This window comes from Streptomyces sp. NPDC040432 (assembly GCF_055595445.1).
The window spans coordinates 1-19101 of record NZ_JBVIVP010000022.1 but is presented as its reverse complement, the minus strand read 5'-3'; the positions used below and the strand labels follow the sequence as shown (position 1 = coordinate 19101).

At 73.3% G+C, this 19101-nt stretch carries 16 protein-coding genes; 11 read left to right on the top strand and 5 right to left on the bottom strand.

The genetic code is table 11. The features are described 5' to 3' along the window. Positions 1–130 precede the first annotated feature (130 nt). Positions 131–889 carry a hypothetical protein gene (locus ACZ58N_RS31205; protein WP_471166652.1) on the top strand — a complete coding sequence of 253 codons (759 nt, stop codon included), beginning with the start codon at positions 131–133 and terminating at the stop codon, positions 887–889. A 152-nt stretch (positions 890–1041) separates the two neighbouring features. Here ACZ58N_RS31205 and disA read toward each other — a convergent pair whose 3' ends face one another. Then, positions 1042–2166, bottom strand: a complete 1125-nt coding sequence (gene disA, locus ACZ58N_RS31200) for a DNA integrity scanning diadenylate cyclase DisA (RefSeq protein ID WP_471166649.1) — start codon at positions 2164–2166, stop codon at positions 1042–1044. Positions 2167–2391: 225 nt separating this feature from the next. Next, positions 2392–3807, bottom strand: a complete 1416-nt coding sequence (radA, locus tag ACZ58N_RS31195; RefSeq protein WP_471166646.1) for a DNA repair protein RadA — start codon at positions 3805–3807, stop codon at positions 2392–2394. Positions 3808–4111: 304 nt separating this feature from the next. On the opposite strand from radA, the gene ACZ58N_RS31190 reads away from it, so the two are divergent. Further along, positions 4112–5992: an RNA polymerase sigma factor gene (locus tag ACZ58N_RS31190; protein WP_471166643.1), complete on the top strand. Its 1881-nt coding sequence runs from the start codon at positions 4112–4114 to the stop codon at positions 5990–5992. Between the two features lie 47 nt (positions 5993–6039). On the opposite strand, the gene ACZ58N_RS31185 is transcribed toward ACZ58N_RS31190, so the two are convergent. Then, on the bottom strand, positions 6040–6840 hold the full coding sequence (locus ACZ58N_RS31185; RefSeq protein WP_281209179.1) for a DUF3109 family protein: 801 nt from the start codon (positions 6838–6840) through the stop codon (positions 6040–6042). 62 nt (positions 6841–6902) lie between these two features. Between ACZ58N_RS31185 and ACZ58N_RS31180 the strand changes: the two genes are divergently transcribed. The 4 genes from ACZ58N_RS31180 (at position 6903) to ilvD (ending at position 11385) form a co-directional block, all read left to right on the top strand. Continuing rightward, positions 6903–7829 carry a Ppx/GppA family phosphatase gene (locus ACZ58N_RS31180; protein ID WP_471166639.1) on the top strand — a complete coding sequence of 309 codons (927 nt, stop codon included), beginning with the start codon at positions 6903–6905 and terminating at the stop codon, positions 7827–7829. A gap of 137 nt (positions 7830–7966) precedes the next feature. Beyond that, positions 7967–8776, top strand: coding sequence for a sugar phosphate isomerase/epimerase family protein (locus ACZ58N_RS31175; RefSeq protein WP_471166636.1), 810 nt, complete (start codon positions 7967–7969; stop codon positions 8774–8776). Continuing rightward, positions 8773–9396, top strand: a complete 624-nt coding sequence (locus tag ACZ58N_RS31170; RefSeq protein ID WP_471166633.1) for a TetR/AcrR family transcriptional regulator — start codon at positions 8773–8775, stop codon at positions 9394–9396. Before ACZ58N_RS31175 ends, ACZ58N_RS31170 begins: the two co-directional genes overlap by 4 nt. Positions 9397–9534: 138 nt before the next feature. Then, the gene (gene ilvD / locus ACZ58N_RS31165) at positions 9535–11385 is read left to right on the top strand and encodes a dihydroxy-acid dehydratase (RefSeq protein WP_471166631.1); all 1851 of its coding nucleotides are present in this window, start codon (positions 9535–9537) and stop codon (positions 11383–11385) included. A gap of 31 nt (positions 11386–11416) precedes the next feature. On the opposite strand, the gene ACZ58N_RS31160 is transcribed toward ilvD, so the two are convergent. Then, on the bottom strand, positions 11417–13564 hold the full coding sequence (locus ACZ58N_RS31160) for a serine/threonine-protein kinase (RefSeq protein ID WP_471166628.1): 2148 nt from the start codon (positions 13562–13564) through the stop codon (positions 11417–11419). Between the two features lie 106 nt (positions 13565–13670). On the opposite strand from ACZ58N_RS31160, the gene ACZ58N_RS31155 reads away from it, so the two are divergent. From ACZ58N_RS31155 to proC, 5 genes are all read left to right on the top strand, one after another. Next, complete coding sequence (locus ACZ58N_RS31155; RefSeq protein ID WP_471166625.1) at positions 13671–14003, top strand: peptidase; 333 nt, start codon at positions 13671–13673, stop codon at positions 14001–14003. Between the two features lie 307 nt (positions 14004–14310). Beyond that, positions 14311–14760 (top strand): hypothetical protein, encoded by a 450-nt coding sequence (locus tag ACZ58N_RS31150; RefSeq protein WP_471166884.1) that lies wholly within the window; start codon positions 14311–14313, stop codon positions 14758–14760. Between the two features lie 92 nt (positions 14761–14852). Then, entirely contained in the window at positions 14853–15698 is an 846-nt protein-coding gene (locus ACZ58N_RS31145) for an ABC transporter ATP-binding protein (RefSeq protein WP_471166622.1), read from the top strand. Beyond that, positions 15695–16432 (top strand): ABC transporter permease, encoded by a 738-nt coding sequence (locus ACZ58N_RS31140; protein ID WP_471166619.1) that lies wholly within the window; start codon positions 15695–15697, stop codon positions 16430–16432. Before ACZ58N_RS31145 ends, ACZ58N_RS31140 begins: the two co-directional genes overlap by 4 nt. Positions 16433–16536: 104 nt before the next feature. Further along, positions 16537–17346 carry a pyrroline-5-carboxylate reductase gene (gene proC, locus ACZ58N_RS31135; RefSeq protein ID WP_281209170.1) on the top strand — a complete coding sequence of 270 codons (810 nt, stop codon included), beginning with the start codon at positions 16537–16539 and terminating at the stop codon, positions 17344–17346. Positions 17347–17369: 23 nt separating this feature from the next. On the opposite strand, the gene trpS is transcribed toward proC, so the two are convergent. Continuing rightward, a complete protein-coding gene (trpS, locus tag ACZ58N_RS31130) occupies positions 17370–18368 on the bottom strand; it encodes a tryptophan--tRNA ligase (RefSeq protein WP_471166616.1) in 999 nt (332 codons plus the stop codon). Between the last annotated feature and the right edge of the window lie 733 nt (positions 18369–19101).

Genomic DNA, 19101 nt, shown 5'->3' with positions numbered 1-19101 from the left:
CAAAACCTGCCGGTTGTACGGCATGGGGGGCGCTGATCGCCGTGCGAGTTCTCGTAAGGTTCGGTGCGTGGGATCTATGCGCAATCCGGTCGGGCCGCTCCCCTCTTCCATCTACTGGCGACGGAGGGCCGTGTTGGCGTCCGTTGTGGCGCTCCTCGCCCTCCTCGCCGTATGGACCGTCAGTTCCGGCGCGGGCAAGTCGAGTACGAACGGCAAGGGCGGCGACGGCTCCGGCCCGCGGGACACGATCACGGCGGGACCGTCCCCGTCCGGCTCGGCGATCAGTCAGGCCCCGGGCGGGCGGACCGAGTCGGGCTCCGGCGGGGGCTCCGGCTCCGGCGGCGGCACCGGCAGCTCGGGCAAGAACGGTGAGCCCGGTGGCGGCAACGCCGCGGGCGGCGGGGCCGGTTCGGCCGGCGCCGCGGGCTCGGGCGGCTCGGGCGGCGCCGGCGGCGGGGCGCAGGTGCCCGCGGACTCCCCGCTGCCCACCTGCCCGGCGGGTTCGCTGCGCTGGGAGGTCAAGAGCGTGAAGAACGAGTACGAGACGAACGAGAAGCCCCGTCTCGAACTGCTCGTCCGCAACACCTCCGGCAGTACCTGCAAGGTCGGACTCGGCCCGAAGCAAGCGGTGCTGACGATCGTTCAGTCGAACGGCGCCAAGGCCGTCTGGTCCTCCGGCGACTGCCCGGCGGGCGCCGCCGAGGCGTTCTTCCGGGTGCCGGCGCAGGGCGAGACGAAGCAGTCCCTGGAATGGGACCGCAAGTTCAGCGCGGCGGACCAGTGCCAGACGCCCCCGGCGGGCAGTGCGACCCCCGGCACCTACATGGTCGAGGTCAAGGCCCCGGGGATGCCGGTGGTGCAGGCGTCCTTCGTCCTGAAGCAGGACTGAGGCGCCCCGGGCGCCGGGAACGGCGCCCGGGGGCGGGTGTCCGTGGCCGGTGCCCGGCGGGAGCCCGGGGCGGGAGCCCGGGGCGGGTGTCCCGCGACGGGTGCCCGGCGTGGAGTCCGACGCGGGTGTCCCGTGCGGAGTCCGCGAAGGGATCAGACGTAGCGTTCGAGGATCGAGGACTCCGCGAGGCGCGACAGGCCCTCGCGGACGCTCCGGGCGCGGGCCTCCCCGACGCCGTCCACGGTCTGCAGGTCGTCGACGCTCGCCGCGAGGAGCTTCTGCAGCCCGCCGAAGTGCTCCACCAGCCGCTCGATGATCGCCCCGGGCAGCCGCGGCACCTTCGCCAGCAGCCGGTACCCGCGCGGCGAGACCGCCGAGTCGAGGGTCTCCGGGGAGCCCGTGTAGCCGAGGGCCCGCGCCACGATGGCCAGCTCCAGCAACTCCGGGTGCGTCAGCGCGTCCAGTGCCGGGAGCGCCTCCTCCACCGTGCGGGAACGCTTCGCCGTCGGCTCCGGGACGTAGTCGCGGATCACCAGCTCCCGCTCCTGCTCGATCCCGACCGTCAGTTCGTCCAGCTGGAGCGACAGCAGTCGCCCGTCCGTGCCCAGTTCGACCACGTACTCGGCGATCTCGGTCGCGATCCGGCGAACCATTTCCAGCCGCTGGGCGACCGCGGTCACGTCGCGGACGGTCACCAGGTCCTCGATCTCCAGCGCGGAGAGCGTTCCCGCGACCTCGTCGAGGCGCAGCTTGTACCGTTCCAGCGTCGCCAGGGCCTGGTTGGCCCGCGACAGGATCGCCCCGGACTCCTCCAGGACGCGCCGCTCGCCGTCCACGTAGAGCGCGATCAGGCGCATGGACTGCGACACCGACACCACGGGGAAGCCGCACTGCTTGGACACGCGGTCCGCGGTGCGGTGCCGGGTGCCCGTCTCCTCCGTGTGGATCGACGCGTCCGGCACCAGCTGCACGCCGGCCCGCAGGATCTTGGTGATGTCCTTGTCGAGGATGAGCGCGCCGTCGAGCTTGCAGAGCTCGCGCAGCCGCGTCGCGGTGAACTCCACGTCCAGCACGAAACCGCCGGTGCACATCGCCTCGACGGACTTGTCCATGCCGAGGACGATGAGCCCGCCCGTGTTGCCGCGAACGATCCGCTCCAGGCCGTCACGTAGGGGCTGACCAGGAGCGACCGCGCTGAGCGAGGCGCGCATCATGGCCTCCTGCTTGGAGCCGGCGCCCGACTTGCCGGATGCTGCTGCCCCGTCCTTGGCTGCCACTGCACTCCTCCGGTCGCGGGTCGTACCGCCCCGCGCCACGGGCACGAGGGCGTGCGTACGGCCGGGCGGACCAGCACAAAGTCTACCGGCGCGGGCTGTGAGCCCGCCGAGCCTTGGCCCGTACCCGTCCCGCGGATGCCGGCGGCAGGCCCCTGACCTGCTGCCCGACCCGTTGGCGGACCCCCTGATTCCGCTCCTGGCCGGCGTCGCCGGGGCGCCGCTCCCCTACTCCGCCCCGCGCTCCTTGGCCGCCGTACGGGACCGGCCGCGCGGCAGTGCCCGCAGGGCCTCGCCCATGTCCGCGACCTCGGTCACCTTCATGCCGGCCGGGACCTTGCCCGGGTCCGCCGGCACCAGCGCGTGCGTGAAGCCCAGCCGGTGCGCCTCCGCGAGCCGGCGCTGCACGCCCGTCACCCGCCGCACCTCACCGGCGAGGCCCACCTCCCCGATCGCCACCAGGTTCTTCGGCAGCGGTACGTCACTGGCGGCCGAGGCCAGCGCCAGCGCGATCGCCAGGTCCGCCGCCGGCTCCGTCAGCTTCACCCCGCCCACGGTCGCGCTGTAGATGTCCCGCTTGCCCAGCGCGGTGATCCGGCCGCGCTGCTCCAGGACGGCCAGCATCATCGAGACGCGTGAGGTCTCCAGCCCGGACGTGGTCCGGCGGGGCGAGGGGATCTGCGAGTCGACGGTCAGTGCCTGCACCTCGGCGACCAGCGGACGCTTGCCCTCCAGGGTCACCGTCAGACAGGTCCCGGGCACCGCCTCGGCCCGCCGGGTGAGGAAGAGACCGCTCGGGTCGGCGAGCCCGGTGATGCCCTCGTCGTGCAGCTCGAAGCAACCGACCTCGTCGGTGGCCCCGTACCGGTTCTTCACGCCGCGCACCAGACGCAGCCGCGCGTGCCGGTCGCCCTCGAAGCTCAACACCACGTCCACCAGGTGCTCCAGCAGACGGGGGCCCGCGATGGCCCCGTCCTTGGTGACGTGTCCGACGAGGAGCGTGGACATGCCCCGCTCCTTGGAGGCCCTGATCAGGGCCCCGGCCACCTCGCGCACCTGGGCCATGCCGCCGGGCGCGCCGTCGATCTCGGGTGAGGCGATGGTCTGTACGGAGTCCAGGACCAGCAACGACGGCTTCACGGCGTCGAGGTGGCCCAGGACCGCGGACAGGTCGGTTTCGGCGGCGAGGTAGAGGTGGTCGCTGAGGGCGTTGATCCGGTCGGCCCGCAGCCGCACCTGGCTCGCCGACTCCTCACCGGTGACGTACAGGGTGCGGTGGTCGCCGTCGGCCGCCTTCGCCGCGACGTCGAGGAGCAGCGTCGACTTGCCGACGCCCGGCTCCCCGGCCAGCAGGACGACGGCCCCGGGGACCAGCCCGCCGCCCAGGACGCGGTCCAACTCGTCCACCCCGGTGCTGCGGGCCGTCGCCGTCCGGCCGTCGACCTGGCCGATCGGCAGCGCGGGTGACGACACGCGCCCGGCCGCGGTGGTCCGTACGGCGGGGGCGCCGCCCATCTCCTCGACCGTCCCCCAGGCCTGGCACTCCGGGCAGCGCCCGAGCCACTTAGCGGTCGTGTAGCCGCACTCGGTGCAGCGGTAGGACGGCCGGTCCTTGGCGGATGAACGAGCGGTGCGGGCAGCCATGCGCCCCACGGTAGCGGCCCCCACCGACAACGCCGGGCGGAGCGGTCGTCAGGGGCACCGTCAGCTCGGAGCCGATCTGTTCACCCGTAAGGACTAAAACTGCTGAAGGCTTCCGGGCCGTCACCGGCGCGCCGCCTACGGTCGCCAGGTGAACAGCAGCAACCAACGACACCCCGCAGCGCGCACCGGCGCACACCGGGCGCACGGGCGCATGCCCGCCGCGGGTCCGACGAGGGGCGCGCCCGCCCCAGCCGTCGGGGCTGCCGAGGGGCCCGAGAGGCCCGAGAGGAAGGGTGCGGCCGACGTGACGGACGGGGCGTACGAGGAGTACGGGGCACCCGGGGCACGAGGGGCGCATGAGGCGCATGGGGGGCGGAGCACGCCAGGATCCGGAGTCCCGGCCGATGGACCGGTTGACGCCGCCACCGGCCGCCCGACCGGCGGACCACCCACCGCGGGCACCCCGGCCCCGGATTCGGCCGCCCGCCCGACCGGTGCCCCCGACACCCCCGACGAGCGGCCGACCGCGCCGCCCCCGCCACCGCCCTTCCGGCACGAGCCCTACCTGGACGGCCTGTTCACGTACTGCCTGTCGGTCCTGTGCGACCACGACGCCGCCACCGACGTCCTCGGGGACGTCCTCGCCGTCGCCGAACGACACCCCGGCCGCTGCCCCGACGAAGGGGAACGGCGCGCCTGGCTGTACGCCCTCGCCCGCTGGGCCTGCCTGCGCCGGCTGGCCGAGCGACGCCGCGCCCGCCAGGGCGCGCACTCCGCCCGGCGTGCGCCGGAGCACGGCGACCCCGACCACGCGCCGGGTGCCCATCGCGCACTCGACGTCAGCGCCTACCGACGCACGGAGTTGGCCCGACTCGCCTGGCCCGAAGCCGCCGGCACCACCCCCGAGCAGCGCGAGGCCCTCGAACTCGCCGTCCGCCACCGCCTCGGCGTCCCCGAACTGGCCTCCGTGCTCGGCACCGGACCCGCGGCCGCGCGGGAGCTGCTGTCCGGGGCCGCCTGCGAGGTGGAACGCACCCGCGCCGCCCTCGCCGTCGTCGAGACCGGGAACTGCCCCGTCGTCTCCCGACTCACCGGCGACGACGGCGACGGGGGCGACGGCAACGTCCTGCTGTCCAGCTCCCTGCGTACCGAACTCGTCCGCCACGTCGACGACTGCCCCCGCTGCCGCCGCGCCGCCGAACGCGGCGGCGCGGGCGCGCCCTGGCCGGGCACCGGCGGCGTCGACGCCGCCCTCCCGCTCGTCCCGGCGCCCCGCCCCGCCGTCCACGCGGCGATGCTGCGCTCCGGGCGCCGCCGCGGTGGCCGCCCCGGCCCGCGCTTCGACCGGACCGGCTTCCCCATGGACCCCAAGGACCGCGCCGCCCGCCGCGACCGGCTCCGGGCCCGGGCCGTGACCACCACCGTCGTCGCGACCGTCGTCGCCGCGCCGGTCATCGCGCTGTGGGCGGCGTACCGGGGAGCTCCGAGCACCGGGGAGCCCGTCGGGGGCGAGGGCACCCGGATCTCCGCCAGCGAGTCCGACATCCCCCTGCCGTACGCCGACGGCCGCTCGCTCACCGCCTACGAGAACACCGGCAACACCGCCCACACCACCGGCGAGCCCGGTTTCGCCCCGGGCGCCGCGGGCCCCGACGTCTCCGTCGAGGTCATCAGCGTCGGCCAGCCCCCGACCCCGGAAGCGGCCGGTCCGGGCACCCCCGGCCGGCTCACCGCAGCCGCCACGACCCGGGGGTCCGTCACCCTGCTCACCCTCACCGCCTCGGGCGGCAGTCCCGTCGACTGGCGGCTCTGGTCCGACGCCCCGTGGCTCCGGGCGAGTCAGACGGCGGGCACGATGCGGCCCGGAGAATCGGTCACCCTACGGATCACCGTGGACGCCGCTGCCCAGCCCGTCGGCGCCTGGAGCGCCCGGGTGGGCGTGGACCCGGCGGGCGCGGTCGTCTCCATCCAGGGCCGGGGCCGCCCGGCCCCCGTCCCGGAGCCGACCCCGACGCCCACGCCGACCGCGGCACCCACCCCGGAGCCGACCCCGACGCCCACGCCCACGCCGACGCCCACACCGACCCCGACCCCGCCGGACCCCGGCACCCCGACTCCGACGCCGGAACCCTCCTCAGGAGGAACGGTTTCCCCCGACCCGCCCCCGGCGCCGGCCGGGGGATAGAGCGGGGGAGCCGTCGGTGCGGGTGCGGGTGCGGGCGCGAGTGCGGGTCAGGCCGGGTCCGCCGGGTGCGGCGCCATCGGCAGCAGGGACGCCAACCGTGCCTCGCAGAGGGCGACGAGGGCGTCGTAGCCCTCCTTGCCCATCAGCTCCGTCAGCTCCGGCCGGTACGACACGTACACGGGGTCGCCCGCGCCGTGCGCCGACGTCGCCGACGTGCACCACCAGTGCAGGTCGTGGCCGCCCGGACCCCAGCCCCGCCGGTCGTACTCGCCGATCGACACCTGGAGGATCCGGGTGTCGTCAGGCCGGTCGATCCAGTCGTACGTGCGCCGGATCGGCAACTGCCAGCACACGTCCGGCTTCGTCTCCAGCGGCTCCTGGCCGCCCTTGAGCGCCAGGATGTGCAGGGAGCAGCCCGCGCCCGCCGGGAAACCGGGCCGGTTCAGGAAGATGCAGGCCCCGTCCCAGCGGCGCGTCTGCTTCTCGCCGTCGTCGTCGAACTGTGTCCAGCCGCTCTCGCTGCCGACGTCGTGGAACTGCCACACCTCCGGGGTGAGCCGCGCGACGTGCTCCGCGACGCGCTTCTCGTCGTCCTCGTCCGAGAAGTGCGCGCCCAGCGTGCAGCAGCCGTCGGAGGCGCGGCCCGGCTGGATGCCCTGACAGCCGCTGCCGAAGATGCAGGTCCAGCGGGAGGTCAGCCAGGTCAGGTCGCACCGGAAGACCTGCTCGTCGTCCGCCGGATCGGGGAATTCCACCCAGGCCCGGGGGAAGTCCAGGCCCTTCTCGTCGGGCTCCTTGCCCTTGTCCTTCTTGGACCGGGTCTTGTTGGCCTTCTTCGTATTTGGCACAAACCCAAGCCTAAGCGCCCCTTACTCCACCCCCACGCGTTCCGCCCAGTAGCGTTTCTCGTATGAGACTCGGTGTCCTTGACGTGGGTTCGAACACGATTCATCTGCTGGTGGTGGACGCACACCCCGGTGCGCGCCCCCTGCCCGCGCACTCGCACAAGGTGCAATTGCGGCTGGCGGAACTCCTCGACGAGCACGGTGCGGTCGGCCCCGAGGGCATCGACCGGCTCGTCGCGGTGATCGGCGAGGCCGTGCAGGCCGCCGAGGACAAGGGCTGCGAGGACCTGCTGCCCTTCGCCACCAGCGCGGTGCGCGAGGCCACCAACGCCGATGAGGTCCTCGCCCGCGTCAAGGCCGAGACCGGCATCGACCTGCCCGTCCTCAGCGGCGAGGACGAGGCCCGCCTGACCTTCCTGGCGGTCCGGCGGTGGTTCGGCTGGTCCGCCGGCAAGCTCCTGGTGCTGGACATCGGCGGCGGGTCGTTGGAGATTGCCTTCGGCATCGACGAGGACCCCGACAAGGCCGTCTCCCTCCCCCTCGGCGCCGGCCGCCTCACCTCCGCCTGGCTCCCCGGCGACCCGCCGGACCCGGCGGACGTGAAGGCCCTGCGCAGACACGTCCGGGCCCAGATCGCCCGCACGGTGGGGGAGTTCAGCCGCTCCGGCCTGCCGGACCACGTCGTGGCCACCTCGAAGACCTTCAAGCAACTGGCCCGCATCGCGGGCGCGGCGCGTGAGGCCGACGGCCTCTACATCCAGCGCGACCTGACCCGGAAGTCGCTGGTGGAATGGGTCCCGAGGCTCGCCGCGATGACCACGCTCGAACGCTCGGCCCTGCCCGGTGTCTCCGACGGCCGCGCCTCCCAGCTCCTGGCCGGCGCCCTCGTGGCGGAGGCCACCATGGACCTCTTCGGCGTGGAGGAACTGGAAATCTGCCCCTGGGCCCTCCGGGAGGGCGTCATCCTCCGCAGGCTGGACCACCTGCCGTAGGGGTGGGCGGGGGGCGGGGGCCGGGGAGCGGGGGCCGGGGGCCGGGGGAGCACCGCCCACCCCGGCCGCGGACCGGCCCCACCCCCGGCGTCGACCTGTCCCACCCCGGCTCCGCCCCCGCCCCGTAACCTGTCCCCGTGGCAGAACCAGTCCGGATCCCGAAAGTCGCGCTCTCCACGGCCTCCGTGTACCCGGAGTCCACGGCGACCGCCTTCGAGATCGCCGCGCGCCTCGGGTACGACGGCGTCGAGGTGATGGTCTGGACGGACCCGGTCAGTCAGGACGTCGACGCGTTGCGCCGACTGTCCGACCACCACCGGGTGCCGATCCTGGCCGTCCACGCCCCCTGCCTGCTGATCACCCAGCGCGTCTGGTCGACGGATCCGTGGATCAAGCTCCAGCGGGCCCGGGCGGCGGCCGAGAGCCTCGGGGCGTCGACGGTGGTCGTGCACCCGCCGTTCCGGTGGCAGCGGCAGTACTCGCGGGACTTCGTCACCGGCATCTGGCGGATGGCGGACGAGACGGACGTCCGGTTCGCCGTGGAGAACATGTACCCGTGGCGCTACCGGGACCGCGAGATGCTCGCCTACGCCCCGGAGTGGGACGTCACCAAGGACGACTACCGGCACTTCACCGTCGACCTGTCCCACACCGCGACCGCCCGTACGGACGCCAACGCCATGATCGACCGGATGGGCGACCGGCTCGCGCACATCCACCTCGCCGACGGCAACGGATCGGCGAAGGACGAGCACCTGGTGCCCGGCCGTGGCAGCCAGCCCTGCGCGGAGCTGCTGGCCGGCCTGGCCCGTACGTCCTTCGACGGGCACATCGTCATCGAGGTCAACACGCGGCGGGCGATGTCCTCCGCCGAGCGCGAGGCCGACCTCGCCGAGGCGCTGGCCTTCACCCGGCTGCACCTCGCGGACCCGGCGCGGCGCCGATGACGGAGCCCGTGAAGCGGCGTCGCGGTCCCGGCCGGCCCCGGCAGGACGAGGTCGGTGACGGCCCCGGCACCCAGGAGGTCATCCGGCTCGCGGCCCGGGAGGTGTTCGCGGAGCGCGGCTACGACAAGACGTCCGTACGCGGCGTCGCGAAGGTCGCCGGGGTGGACCCGGCGCTGGTGCACCACTACTTCGGCAGCAAGGACGACCTGTTCGCCGCGGCGATCGAGGTGAGCATGGAGCCCGCCCTGATCGTCCCGGCGGTGGTCGGCGAGGGCCCGGACGGCATCGGGGAACGGCTCGCCCGCTACTTCCTCGGCGTCTGGGAGAACCCGGTCACCCGGGCCCCGATGCTCGCGGTGATGCGGTCCGCCCTCACCCACGAGGCGGCGGCGAAGGTCCTGCGCGGGCTGATCCTGCGCCGGGTCCTGGAGCGGGTCGCCGCCGATCTGGACGTGCCGGAGCCCACCTTCCGGGCGGAGCTGGCCGCCTCGCACATGGTCGGGATCGCCGTCCTGCGCTACGTCGTCCAGGTCGAGCCGCTCGCGTCGGCGGATCCGGAGGACATCGTGGCCCTGGTGGCGCCGACGCTCCAGCGGTACCTGACCGAGGGCGGCACCTGACCGAAGAATGAGCCGCCCGTCCCGACATCCGGACAGCCTGTCCGTATCGCGGGCGACAGGCGTAGCCTCGTAACTGATTCATATCTACAGTCGCGGTCGCGTCCGTCGGGCCGGCCGCACTCATGGGGAGTGAACCCGATGCCCGAGCTGAGGTCCCGCACCGTCACCCACGGCCGCAACATGGCAGGCGCACGTGCGCTTATGCGCGCGTCGGGCGTAGCGAGCGAGGACATCGGCAAGCCGATCATCGCGGTCGCCAACTCCTTCACCGAGTTCGTCCCGGGCCACACCCACCTGGCGCCCGTCGGTCGGATCGTCTCCGACGCCATCCGCGAGGCCGGTGCGATCCCGCGCGAGTTCAACACCATCGCGGTCGACGACGGCATCGCCATGGGCCACGCGGGCATGCTGTACTCGCTGCCCTCGCGCGACCTGATCGCCGACTCGGTTGAGTACATGGTCGAGGCGCACTGCGCCGACGCGCTGATCTGCATCTCCAACTGCGACAAGATCACCCCCGGCATGCTGATGGCCGCGATGCGCCTCAACATCCCCGTCGTGTTCGTGTCCGGCGGCCCCATGGAGGCCGGTCAGGCCACCCTCGTCGACGGCACCGTCCGCAAGCTCGACCTGATCGACGCCATGGTCGACGCCTCGAACGAGAACGTCTCCGACGAGGACGTCCTGCGGATCGAGGAGAACGCCTGTCCGACGTGCGGTTCCTGCTCGGGCATGTTCACCGCCAACTCGATGAACTGCCTCGCCGAGGCCATCGGCCTGGCCCTCCCGGGCAACGGCTCGGTCCTCGCCACGCACACCGCCCGCCGCGCCCTGTACGAGGACGCCGGCCGTACGGTCGTGGAGATCACCAAGCGCTACTACGAGGGCGACGACGACTCGGTCCTGCCGCGCAACATCGCCAGTCGGCAGGCCTTCGAGAACGCCATGGCCCTCGACATCGCGATGGGCGGCTCCACGAACACGATCCTGCACCTGCTGGCCGCGGCGCAGGAGGCGGGCCTGGAGTACGACCTGACCGACATCGACGAGGTGTCGCGCCGTGTCCCGTGCCTGTCGAAGGTCGCGCCGAACGTGGCGCCCGGCGGCACCTACTACATGGAGGACATCCACCGGGCCGGCGGCATCCCGGCCATCCTGGGCGAGCTGCACCGCGGCGGGCTGCTCAACAAGGACGTCACCTCCGTCCACTCGGACAACCTGGAGGACTGGCTGGCGGAGTGGGACGCCCGCTCCGGCACCGCCTCCGCCACCGCCATGGAGCTGTGGCACGCGGCCCCCGGCTGCAAGCGTTCCGCGACGGCGTTCTCGCAGTCCGAGCGTTGGGAGACCCTCGACCTCGACGCCGAGGGCGGCTGCATCCGCTCGGTGGAGCACGCGTACTCCAAGGACGGCGGCCTCGCGGTCCTGCGCGGCAACATCGCCGTCGACGGCTGCGTCGTGAAGACGGCCGGTGTCGACGAGTCGATCTGGACCTTCGAGGGCCCGGCCGTCGTCTGCGAGTCGCAGGACGAGGCCGTCGACAAGATCCTCCGCAAGGAGATCAAGGCGGGCGACGTCGTCGTCATCCGCTACGAGGGCCCGCGCGGCGGCCCGGGCATGCAGGAGATGCTCTACCCGACGTCCTTCCTCAAGGGCCGCGGCCTCGGCAAGGTCTGCGCGCTCGTGACGGACGGCCGCTTCTCCGGCGGCACCTCGGGCCTGTCCATCGGGCACGCCTCGCCCGAGGCGGCCTCGGGCGGCACCATCGCCGTCGTCGAGGACGGCGACCGGATCCGGATCGACATCCCGAACCGCTCGATCGAGCTCCTCGTCGACGACGCCACCCTCGCTGCCCGCCACGAGGCCCTGGGCGGCGTCTACGCCCCGAAGGACCGCGAGCGCAAGGTCTCCGCGGCCCTGCGCGCCTACGCGGCGATGGCCACCAGCGCCGACAAGGGCGCGGTCCGCGACGTCTCCCGCCTGGGCTGACCCCGCTCCGCTCCGAGCCCCGCCGGGCGCTTCACCACCCGGCGGGGTTCTTCGCGTCCACGGCGAACACGCTCCCGTCCGGCGCGGACGCGAAGACCCGGCCGTCGGCGACCACGGGGGCGGGGATCGCGGAGCTGAACGTGTCCTGCCCACTGCCCATGCGGGTCCTCGTCTGCCCCACCAGCCGCCCGGTGCCGGTGTCGGCCGCCAGGAGCCGCCCGTCCGGTGTGGTCAGGTACAGCCGCCCGTCCGCGTACACGGGACGGGAGGCGGAGGCCGTACCCGTCTCCAACCGCCAACGCTCGCCGTCGGATCCGACGGCCACGATCCGGCCCCCGGTGCCGAGGGCGTAGACGGTCCCGTCGGGGCCGGCGGTCGCCTCCGCGTCGGGCAGCGGAGCCGACAGCGGCGTCCGCCGCACGGACCGCTCGGACAGGTCCACCCGGACGACCGCGAGGGCCGCGCTGGAGGCATCGATCTCCAGCAGGTGCACGGCGCCCGCGGCCACCCCGGTCGGCCGCAGCAGTCCCGGCCGATCGACGTGCCAACGCTCCTGCCCGCTCCCGGGGTCCACCGAGGCCAACCGGGTCGACCTGCCGGACGCGTCGCGCGTGGCCGCGTACAACGCCGGCTGCCCCGACGCGTCGGGCCCCGCCCACCATTCGGCGCCCGGGCCGCCGATCCGCCTCGTCCACCGGGGGGTGCCCGACGCCGTGCTCAGGGCGGTCACCTCGCCGCCCGACCCCACCAGCAGCAGCTGCTCCCCGGCGGCCACCAGTCGGGTGCCGTCCGGCAGCGGGCGGCTCCAGCGCTCCTTGCCGTCCGCCGGGTCCAGGGCGCGCAACAGCCGACTGCCCGACGCGAGGGAGACGACGACGCCGCCGCCGTACACGGGAGCGCTGTCCGTCGCCGTACGGTCGGCGGCGGCCGGCGAGGCGGCCGACCACACCACGGAACCGTCCGCCGGATCGAGCCGCACCACGGCCGTGCCCCGCGCAGAGCAGTGGAGGGCCGGGGCGGACCAGGAACAGGCGGCGAACCGTTTGCCCGCCGCGCCTTCACCCACCTCCACCGCCCACGGCACGACCGCGGGGGGCTTCGCCGAAACGGCCGTCACCTGCTGGTCCGCCTCCTCGGCACGGTCTCCGAGGAGCGCGTACCCGCCCGTGGCGGCGACGGCCAGCAGGAGCGCCACCCCGCCCGCGACCAGCGCCTTGCGCGGTGTCCGCCGGGGGCGGGACGGCGGCGGCGTACCGGGCGGGACCTCGGACACGGCCTGCGCCACGTCCCGTTGGTGCGTGACGACTTCGTCGGGCACGGGCGGGCGCGGCTGCGGTATGAAGGCCTGCGTGTCCTCCGCCGTCCGACCGCCCAGGCTGCGGATCTCCGCGATCAGCTCGTCACCCGTCGGTCGTTCCGCGGGATCCTTGGACAGGCAGCGGGCCACGACGGGGACGAGCCGGGCGGGGAGCCCGGTCAGATCGGGCTCGCTGTGCACGACCTGGTAGGCGACGAGGTAGTGGCTGTCGGAGTCGAACGGCCCCCGTCCCGTGGCCGCGTGCACGAGCACGGCGCCCAGCGCGAACACGTCGGCGGCCGTCCCCACCTCCCGGGGCCGCTGGAACTGCTCCGGCGCCATGAACGGCGGCGTGCCGATCAGCTTGCCGGTCTCGGTGCGCAGGTCGCTGTCGGCCGGGCGGGAGATCCCGAAGTCGATCACCCGCACCCCGTCCGGGGCCATCAGGACGTTGCTCGGCTTCAGGTCCCGGTGCACGACCCCGGCCCGGTGGATGTCGCGCAACGCCTCGGCCAGGCCCGCGGCGAGCCGGGTCAGCTCGACGGCGTCCAGGACCCGCTCCCGTACCCGCTCGGACAGCGTCGGGGCATCGATGAACAAGGTGGCCATCCAGGGCCGTTCGGCATCCGGATCGGCATCGACGACGGGCGCGGTGAACGCCCCGCTCACCCGCCGGGCGGCCTCGACCTCCTGCCGGAACCGCGCCCGGAACTCCGGGTCCACCGCGTGCTGGGCGTGCACGACCTTGACGGCGAGTTTCAGCCCGGAGCTGGAAGCGGCCAGGTGGACGACGCCCATGCCACCGGAGCCGAGTACGGATTCGAGCCGGTACTGCCCGGCGTACTCCGGAAATCCCGCGTAGTCCGCACGCCGCGACTGCACTGCTCACCACCCCCGCCGGAGCCTAGTCGATGGCCCGTGGGAACATCCAAGGGCTCGCCACCCTGCGCGCGTTGCGCAAGGGCACATCCGAGGGGGGATGTTTCACATGTCCGTCGAGAACGTTTCCGGCCGGCCGGAAACCCAGGAGAACGAGGCCGCGGAGAGCCTGGTGGCTGCCGCCGCCTCCGGTTTCCCGTCCTTCCCGGTGGCCCCCGGCCACCAGGTCAACGTCCGCACGGGCCCCGGCACCCAGTACTCGATCGCCCGGGTCCTGCCGCTGGGGGCCACCGTCACGATCCGCTGCCAGTGCCCCGGCACGATGATCAGCGGCCCGTACGGCACCACCGACCTGTGGGACTGCATCGGCAACGGCCAGTTCGTCTCCGATGCCTACGTCAGGACGGGCAGCGACGGCTACGTGGCCGGCCGCTGCGGCTGAGCGCCGATCCGGGGCTCCTCCCCGGGACCTGGGCCCGTCACCCGTTCCGCCACGCGAGACGCCCCCGGCCGACCGGATCCGCCGGGGGATAATCGCTGCTGTGAGCGACGACCAGCAGCGAGACCAGAGCCAGAGCCCGAGCCAGGGGCGGCGACAGGGACAGGGGCAGGCCCGGGGTCGCGGGCGGGCCCAGGAACCCGGCCGGGGCAACGGCCCGACCGGCGGCGCCGGCGGGGACACCGCGCCCGCCGACCCCGCGGCGCCCACCGCGTCCGCCGAGCCCGCGCCCGGCCCCCGGCCCGAGCCGATCCGGTTCTTCGGCACCACCTGGGTGAACCACGACAACGGCTACGCCCCGCGCCGCGCGGCCGTCGCCGTCGGCGCGCTCGTCGCCGCCGTCGCCGGCGCCTACCTGCTGCGCCTCGCCTACGAGGGCCTGGAGATCGGCAACGTCGGCCCGTTCCTCAGCATCTCCGTCGTCATCCTCTTCGCGATCGCCAGCTCCATCGCCTTCGCCAAGACCTGGGAGTCCTTCGGTCGCCGCGCCGCCCCCTCCTCCGACGAGGCCGCCCTCAAGGGTCTGAAGGCGATCGGTTTCATCGGCTCCCTCATCGCGTACTTCCTGCGCTGCCTCGTCGAGGCCCCCGGGGAGAAGCTGCACCGCGCCGAGTACGAACGTGCCGTCACCGAGTTCGACCGCCGCCGCAGCAGCCGTACGGGCAACCCCGCCGCCCGTCGCCCCAAGCGCAAGAAGTAGCGGCTCCTCCCGCCCCTCCCCGCGGCGCCGCCCCAAGTCCGTACCCCCCGGCCGATTGACGCCCCGGCACCGCCGGGAGCATTATTCATCACATGATGAATAAAGACCCGGAGGGAACGGGGCCCCACACCCCTGCCCACCCCGCCCCTGCCGTCCACGCCCACGGCCTCACCGTCCGCCGCGGCACCGGCCGCTCCCCCCGCACCGTCCTCGACGCCATCGCCTTCGACGTCCCCCGCGGCCGCATCACCGGCCTCCTCGGCCCCTCCGGCTGCGGCAAGTCCACCCTCATGCGCGCCGTCGTCGGCACCCAGGCCCACGTCACCGGCACCCTCGACGTCCTCGGCCGCCCCGCCGGCCACCCCGGGAACCGAGCCCGGATCGGCTACGTCACCCAGGCCCCCTCCGTCTACGACGACCTCACCGTCCGGCAGAACCTCGACTACTTCGCCGCCGTCCTCGACCCCGGCCGCACCGCGGCGGCCCGCCGCGCGGAAGCCGTCACCCGCGCCATCGCCGACGTCGACCTCACGACCCGCGCCGACGCCCTCGCCGGCAACCTCTCCGGGGGCCAACGCAGCCGCGTCTCCCTCGCCGTCGCGCTCCTCGGCACCCCCGAACTCCTCGTCCTCGACGAACCCACCGTCGGCCTCGACCCCGTCCTGCGCCGCGACCTGTGGAACCTCTTCCACGACCTCACCGCCCGCCGCGGCACGACGATCCTCGTCTCCTCGCACGTCATGGACGAGGCCGAGCGCTGCCACGACCTGCTCCTCATGCGTGAGGGCCGGATCCTCGCCCAGGACACCCCCGACGCCCTGCGCACCCGCACCGGCTCCGCCACCGTCGAAGAGGGCTTCCTCCGCCTCGTGGACGACGCGGGCACGCCCACCACCCCGGCGCCCGCCGCGCCCTCCACCGAAGGAACCCGCCGATGAACGGCGCCCGCACCCTCGCCACCGCCGCCCGCGTCCTGCGCCAGCTCCGCCACGACCCGCGCTCCATCGCGCTGATGCTCCTGGTCCCCGTGGTCATGCTGACCCTGCTGCGCTACGTGTTCGACGGCAGCCCGCAGACCTTCGACACGACCGGCGCGAGCCTCCTCGGGATCTTCCCCCTCATCACCATGTTCCTGATCACCTCGATCGCCACCCTGCGCGAACGCACCTCGGGCACCCTGGAACGCCTCCTCGCCATGCCCCTCGGCAAGGGCGACCTGATCGCCGGCTACGCCCTCGCCTTCGGCGCCGTCGCCGTCGTCCAGTCCCTCCTCGCCACCGGACTCGCCCTCTGGGCCCTCGGCCTCGACGTCATCGGCTCGCCCTGGCTGCTCCTCCTCGTCGCCCTCCTCGACGCCCTCCTCGGCACCGCCCTCGGCCTCTTCGTCTCCGCCTTCGCCGCGTCCGAGTTCCAGGCCGTCCAGTTCATGCCCGCCGTGGTCTTCCCACAGCTGCTCCTGTGCGGACTCTTCGCGCCCCGCGACACCATGCAGCCCGTCCTCGAAGGCCTCTCGAACGTCCTGCCCATGTCCTACGCCGTCGACGGCATGACCCAGGTCCTCACCCACACCGACATGACGGCCGACTTCGTCCGCGACACCCTCGTCGTCGCCGGCTGCGCCCTGCTCGTCCTCGTCCTCGGCGCGGCCACCCTCCGCCGCCGCACCCCGTAGCCGCCCCCGCCCGCCCACGGACCGGACGCCCGCCCGCCGCCCCCCGACCGGGTGCAAGGATGAACCCGTACGTCCTTACGTTCGTTCGGCGAGGTGAACCCGGCATGACCCAGACAGTCGCAGTCCTCGGTACCGGCAAGATCGGCGAGGCCCTGCTCAGCGGGATGATCCGCGGCGGCCGGCCGGCGGGCAAGCTGCTCGTCACCGCCCGCCGCGCCGAGCGCGCCGAGGAGCTCAGCACCCGCTACGGCGTCGAGGCCGTCAGCAACGCCGAAGCCGCCAAGCGCGCCGACACCCTCATCCTCACCGTCAAGCCGCAGGACATGGGCAAGCTCCTCGAAGAGCTGGCACCCCACATCCCGGCCGACCGCCTGGTCATCAGCGGCGCCGCGGGCATCCCCACCTCCTTCTTCGAGGAACGGCTCGCCCCCGGCACCCCGGTCGTCCGTGTCATGACGAACACCCCGGCCCTCGTCGACGAGGCCATGTCCGTCATCTCGGCCGGCAGCCACGCCACCGCCGCGCACCTCCAGCACACGGAGGAGATCTTCGGCGGCGTCGGCAAGACCCTTCGGGTCCCCGAATCCCAGCAGGACGCGGCCACCGCGCTCTCCGGCTCCGGACCCGCCTACTTCTACTACCTGGTCGAAGCGATGACGGACGCCGGCATCCTCCTCGGCCTGCCCCGCGCCCAGGCCCACGACCTCATCGTCCAGGCTGCGATCGGCGCCGCCGTGATGCTCCGCGACAGCGGCGAGCACCCGGTCAAGCTCCGCGAGGCCGTCACCTCCCCGGCCGGTACGACCATCAACGCCATCGTCGAGCTGGAGAAGCACGGCGTACGGGCGGCCCTGATCGCCGCCCTGGAGGCGGCCCGCGACCGCAGCCGCGAACTCGCCTCCGGCAACAGCTGACCGTACGGGGAGGGCGTACGGGTTCAGGGGGCCAGCAGCCCGATGGCCTCGTACGCCCGGTCCACCACCGGCCGCGCCAGCGCCCTCGCCCTCCCCGCACCGTCCCGCAGCACGCGCTCCACCTCGCCCGGATCGGCGGAGATCTCCGCGTGCCGCTCGCGCAGGGGCCGCAGCAGCTCCACCACGGCGTCGGCGACGTCCCGCTTCAAGGGCCCGTACTGCGCGTACCCCCGCGCGAGCACCGCCGGCTCGTCGCCCGTGCAGGCCGCGAGGACGTCGAGGAGGTTCGCGACTCCCGGGCGCGTGGTCCGGTCGTAGACCACGCCGTCCGCACCGCTGTCGGTCACGGCCCGCATCACCTTCTTGCGGATCACCGCCGGCTCGTCGAGCAGGTAGACGATCCCCGCACCGCTCTCGTGGGACTTCCCCATCTTCGAGGTCGGCTCCTGCAGGTCCATGACCCTCGCGGCCACCTGGGGATGCGTGGCCCTGGGCACGGTGAATGTGTGCCCGTACCGCTGGTTGAACCGCACGGCGAGGTCCCGGGTCAGCTCCACGTGCTGCCGCTGGTCCTCACCGACCGGCACCTCGGCGGTGTCGTACGCCAGGATGTCGGCGGCCATCAGCACCGGATAGGTGAGCAGCGACAGCCGTACGCCCTCGCCGGCGTCCTGCGCCTTCGCTGCCTTCTCCCGGTACTGGATCATCCGGCGCAGCTCGCCGTCCGAGGCCGTGCACTCCAGCAGGTACGCGAGCCGGGTGTGCTCGTCCACGTGGCTCTGCACGAACAGCGTGCACTTCTCGGGGCCCAGCCCGGCGGCGAGCAACAGCGTCGCGGCCTGCCTGCTGAGCCGGCGCACCCGCGCCGGATCGTGCTCGACGGTCAGGGCGTGCAGATCGACGACGCAGAACAGCGCGTCGTCGGGCTTCTGCTCGGCGGCGACCCACTGCCGCACGGCCCCCAGGTAGTTCCCCAGGGTCAGGTGCCCGGTCGGCTTGACCCCGCTGAAGATCCTCGTCATGTCCCGCTCCCTCTGTGTGTGGTGTCGTGGCCGCCGTGTCGGGCGACCGAGCCACCCCCGGGAGGGGAGGAACAGGAACGGCCGCCGTAAGGGCGGCCGGGTACGCATGTCTGCTCGCGTGGAAGGTGGCCGCCGTCAGGCGGCCCACCAGCGAAGGTCGAGCGTGATCGCATGCGTGGTCATACGAACCACCGTAGCCCGGGGAGGGCGCCGGGCGGAGCGTTTTCCGCCCACACCCGCGCCGCGCCCGGCTGCACCTCCGCCCCTCCGCTCCCGCGGTTCACGCGCGGTCAGCCGGGGGTTGACACACCCGTGCCCGATCCGTAAGGTTCTTCGAGTTGTCCGAAGTGAGCGCCGACCCCGGTCGGTCCCCGGACAGCCATCCCGCACCACACATTCGAACGAACGACTCACGTTGTCGTCTCGTTTTCATGCGTATTTGCGAATGAGGAATCCGCGTCCCAGGACGCAGCCGCCGATTGGCTTCGGGGGCAGGGAATCCGCTACTGTCTCACTCGCCGGAAGGGCCCAACAGCCCCGAGGGCAAACCCCGCTGACTGGGAGTCAGGCCCGAAAGGATCTGATAGAGTCGGAATCGCCGGAAAGGGAAAGCGTGAAAGCGCAGGACCTGGAAAGCACCGAGGAAATCGGGCCCGAGAGAGTCTGATAGAGTCGGAAACGCAAGAACAGAGCAGGACAACAGAACGAAAGCCCGGAGGAAAACCCGCGAGGG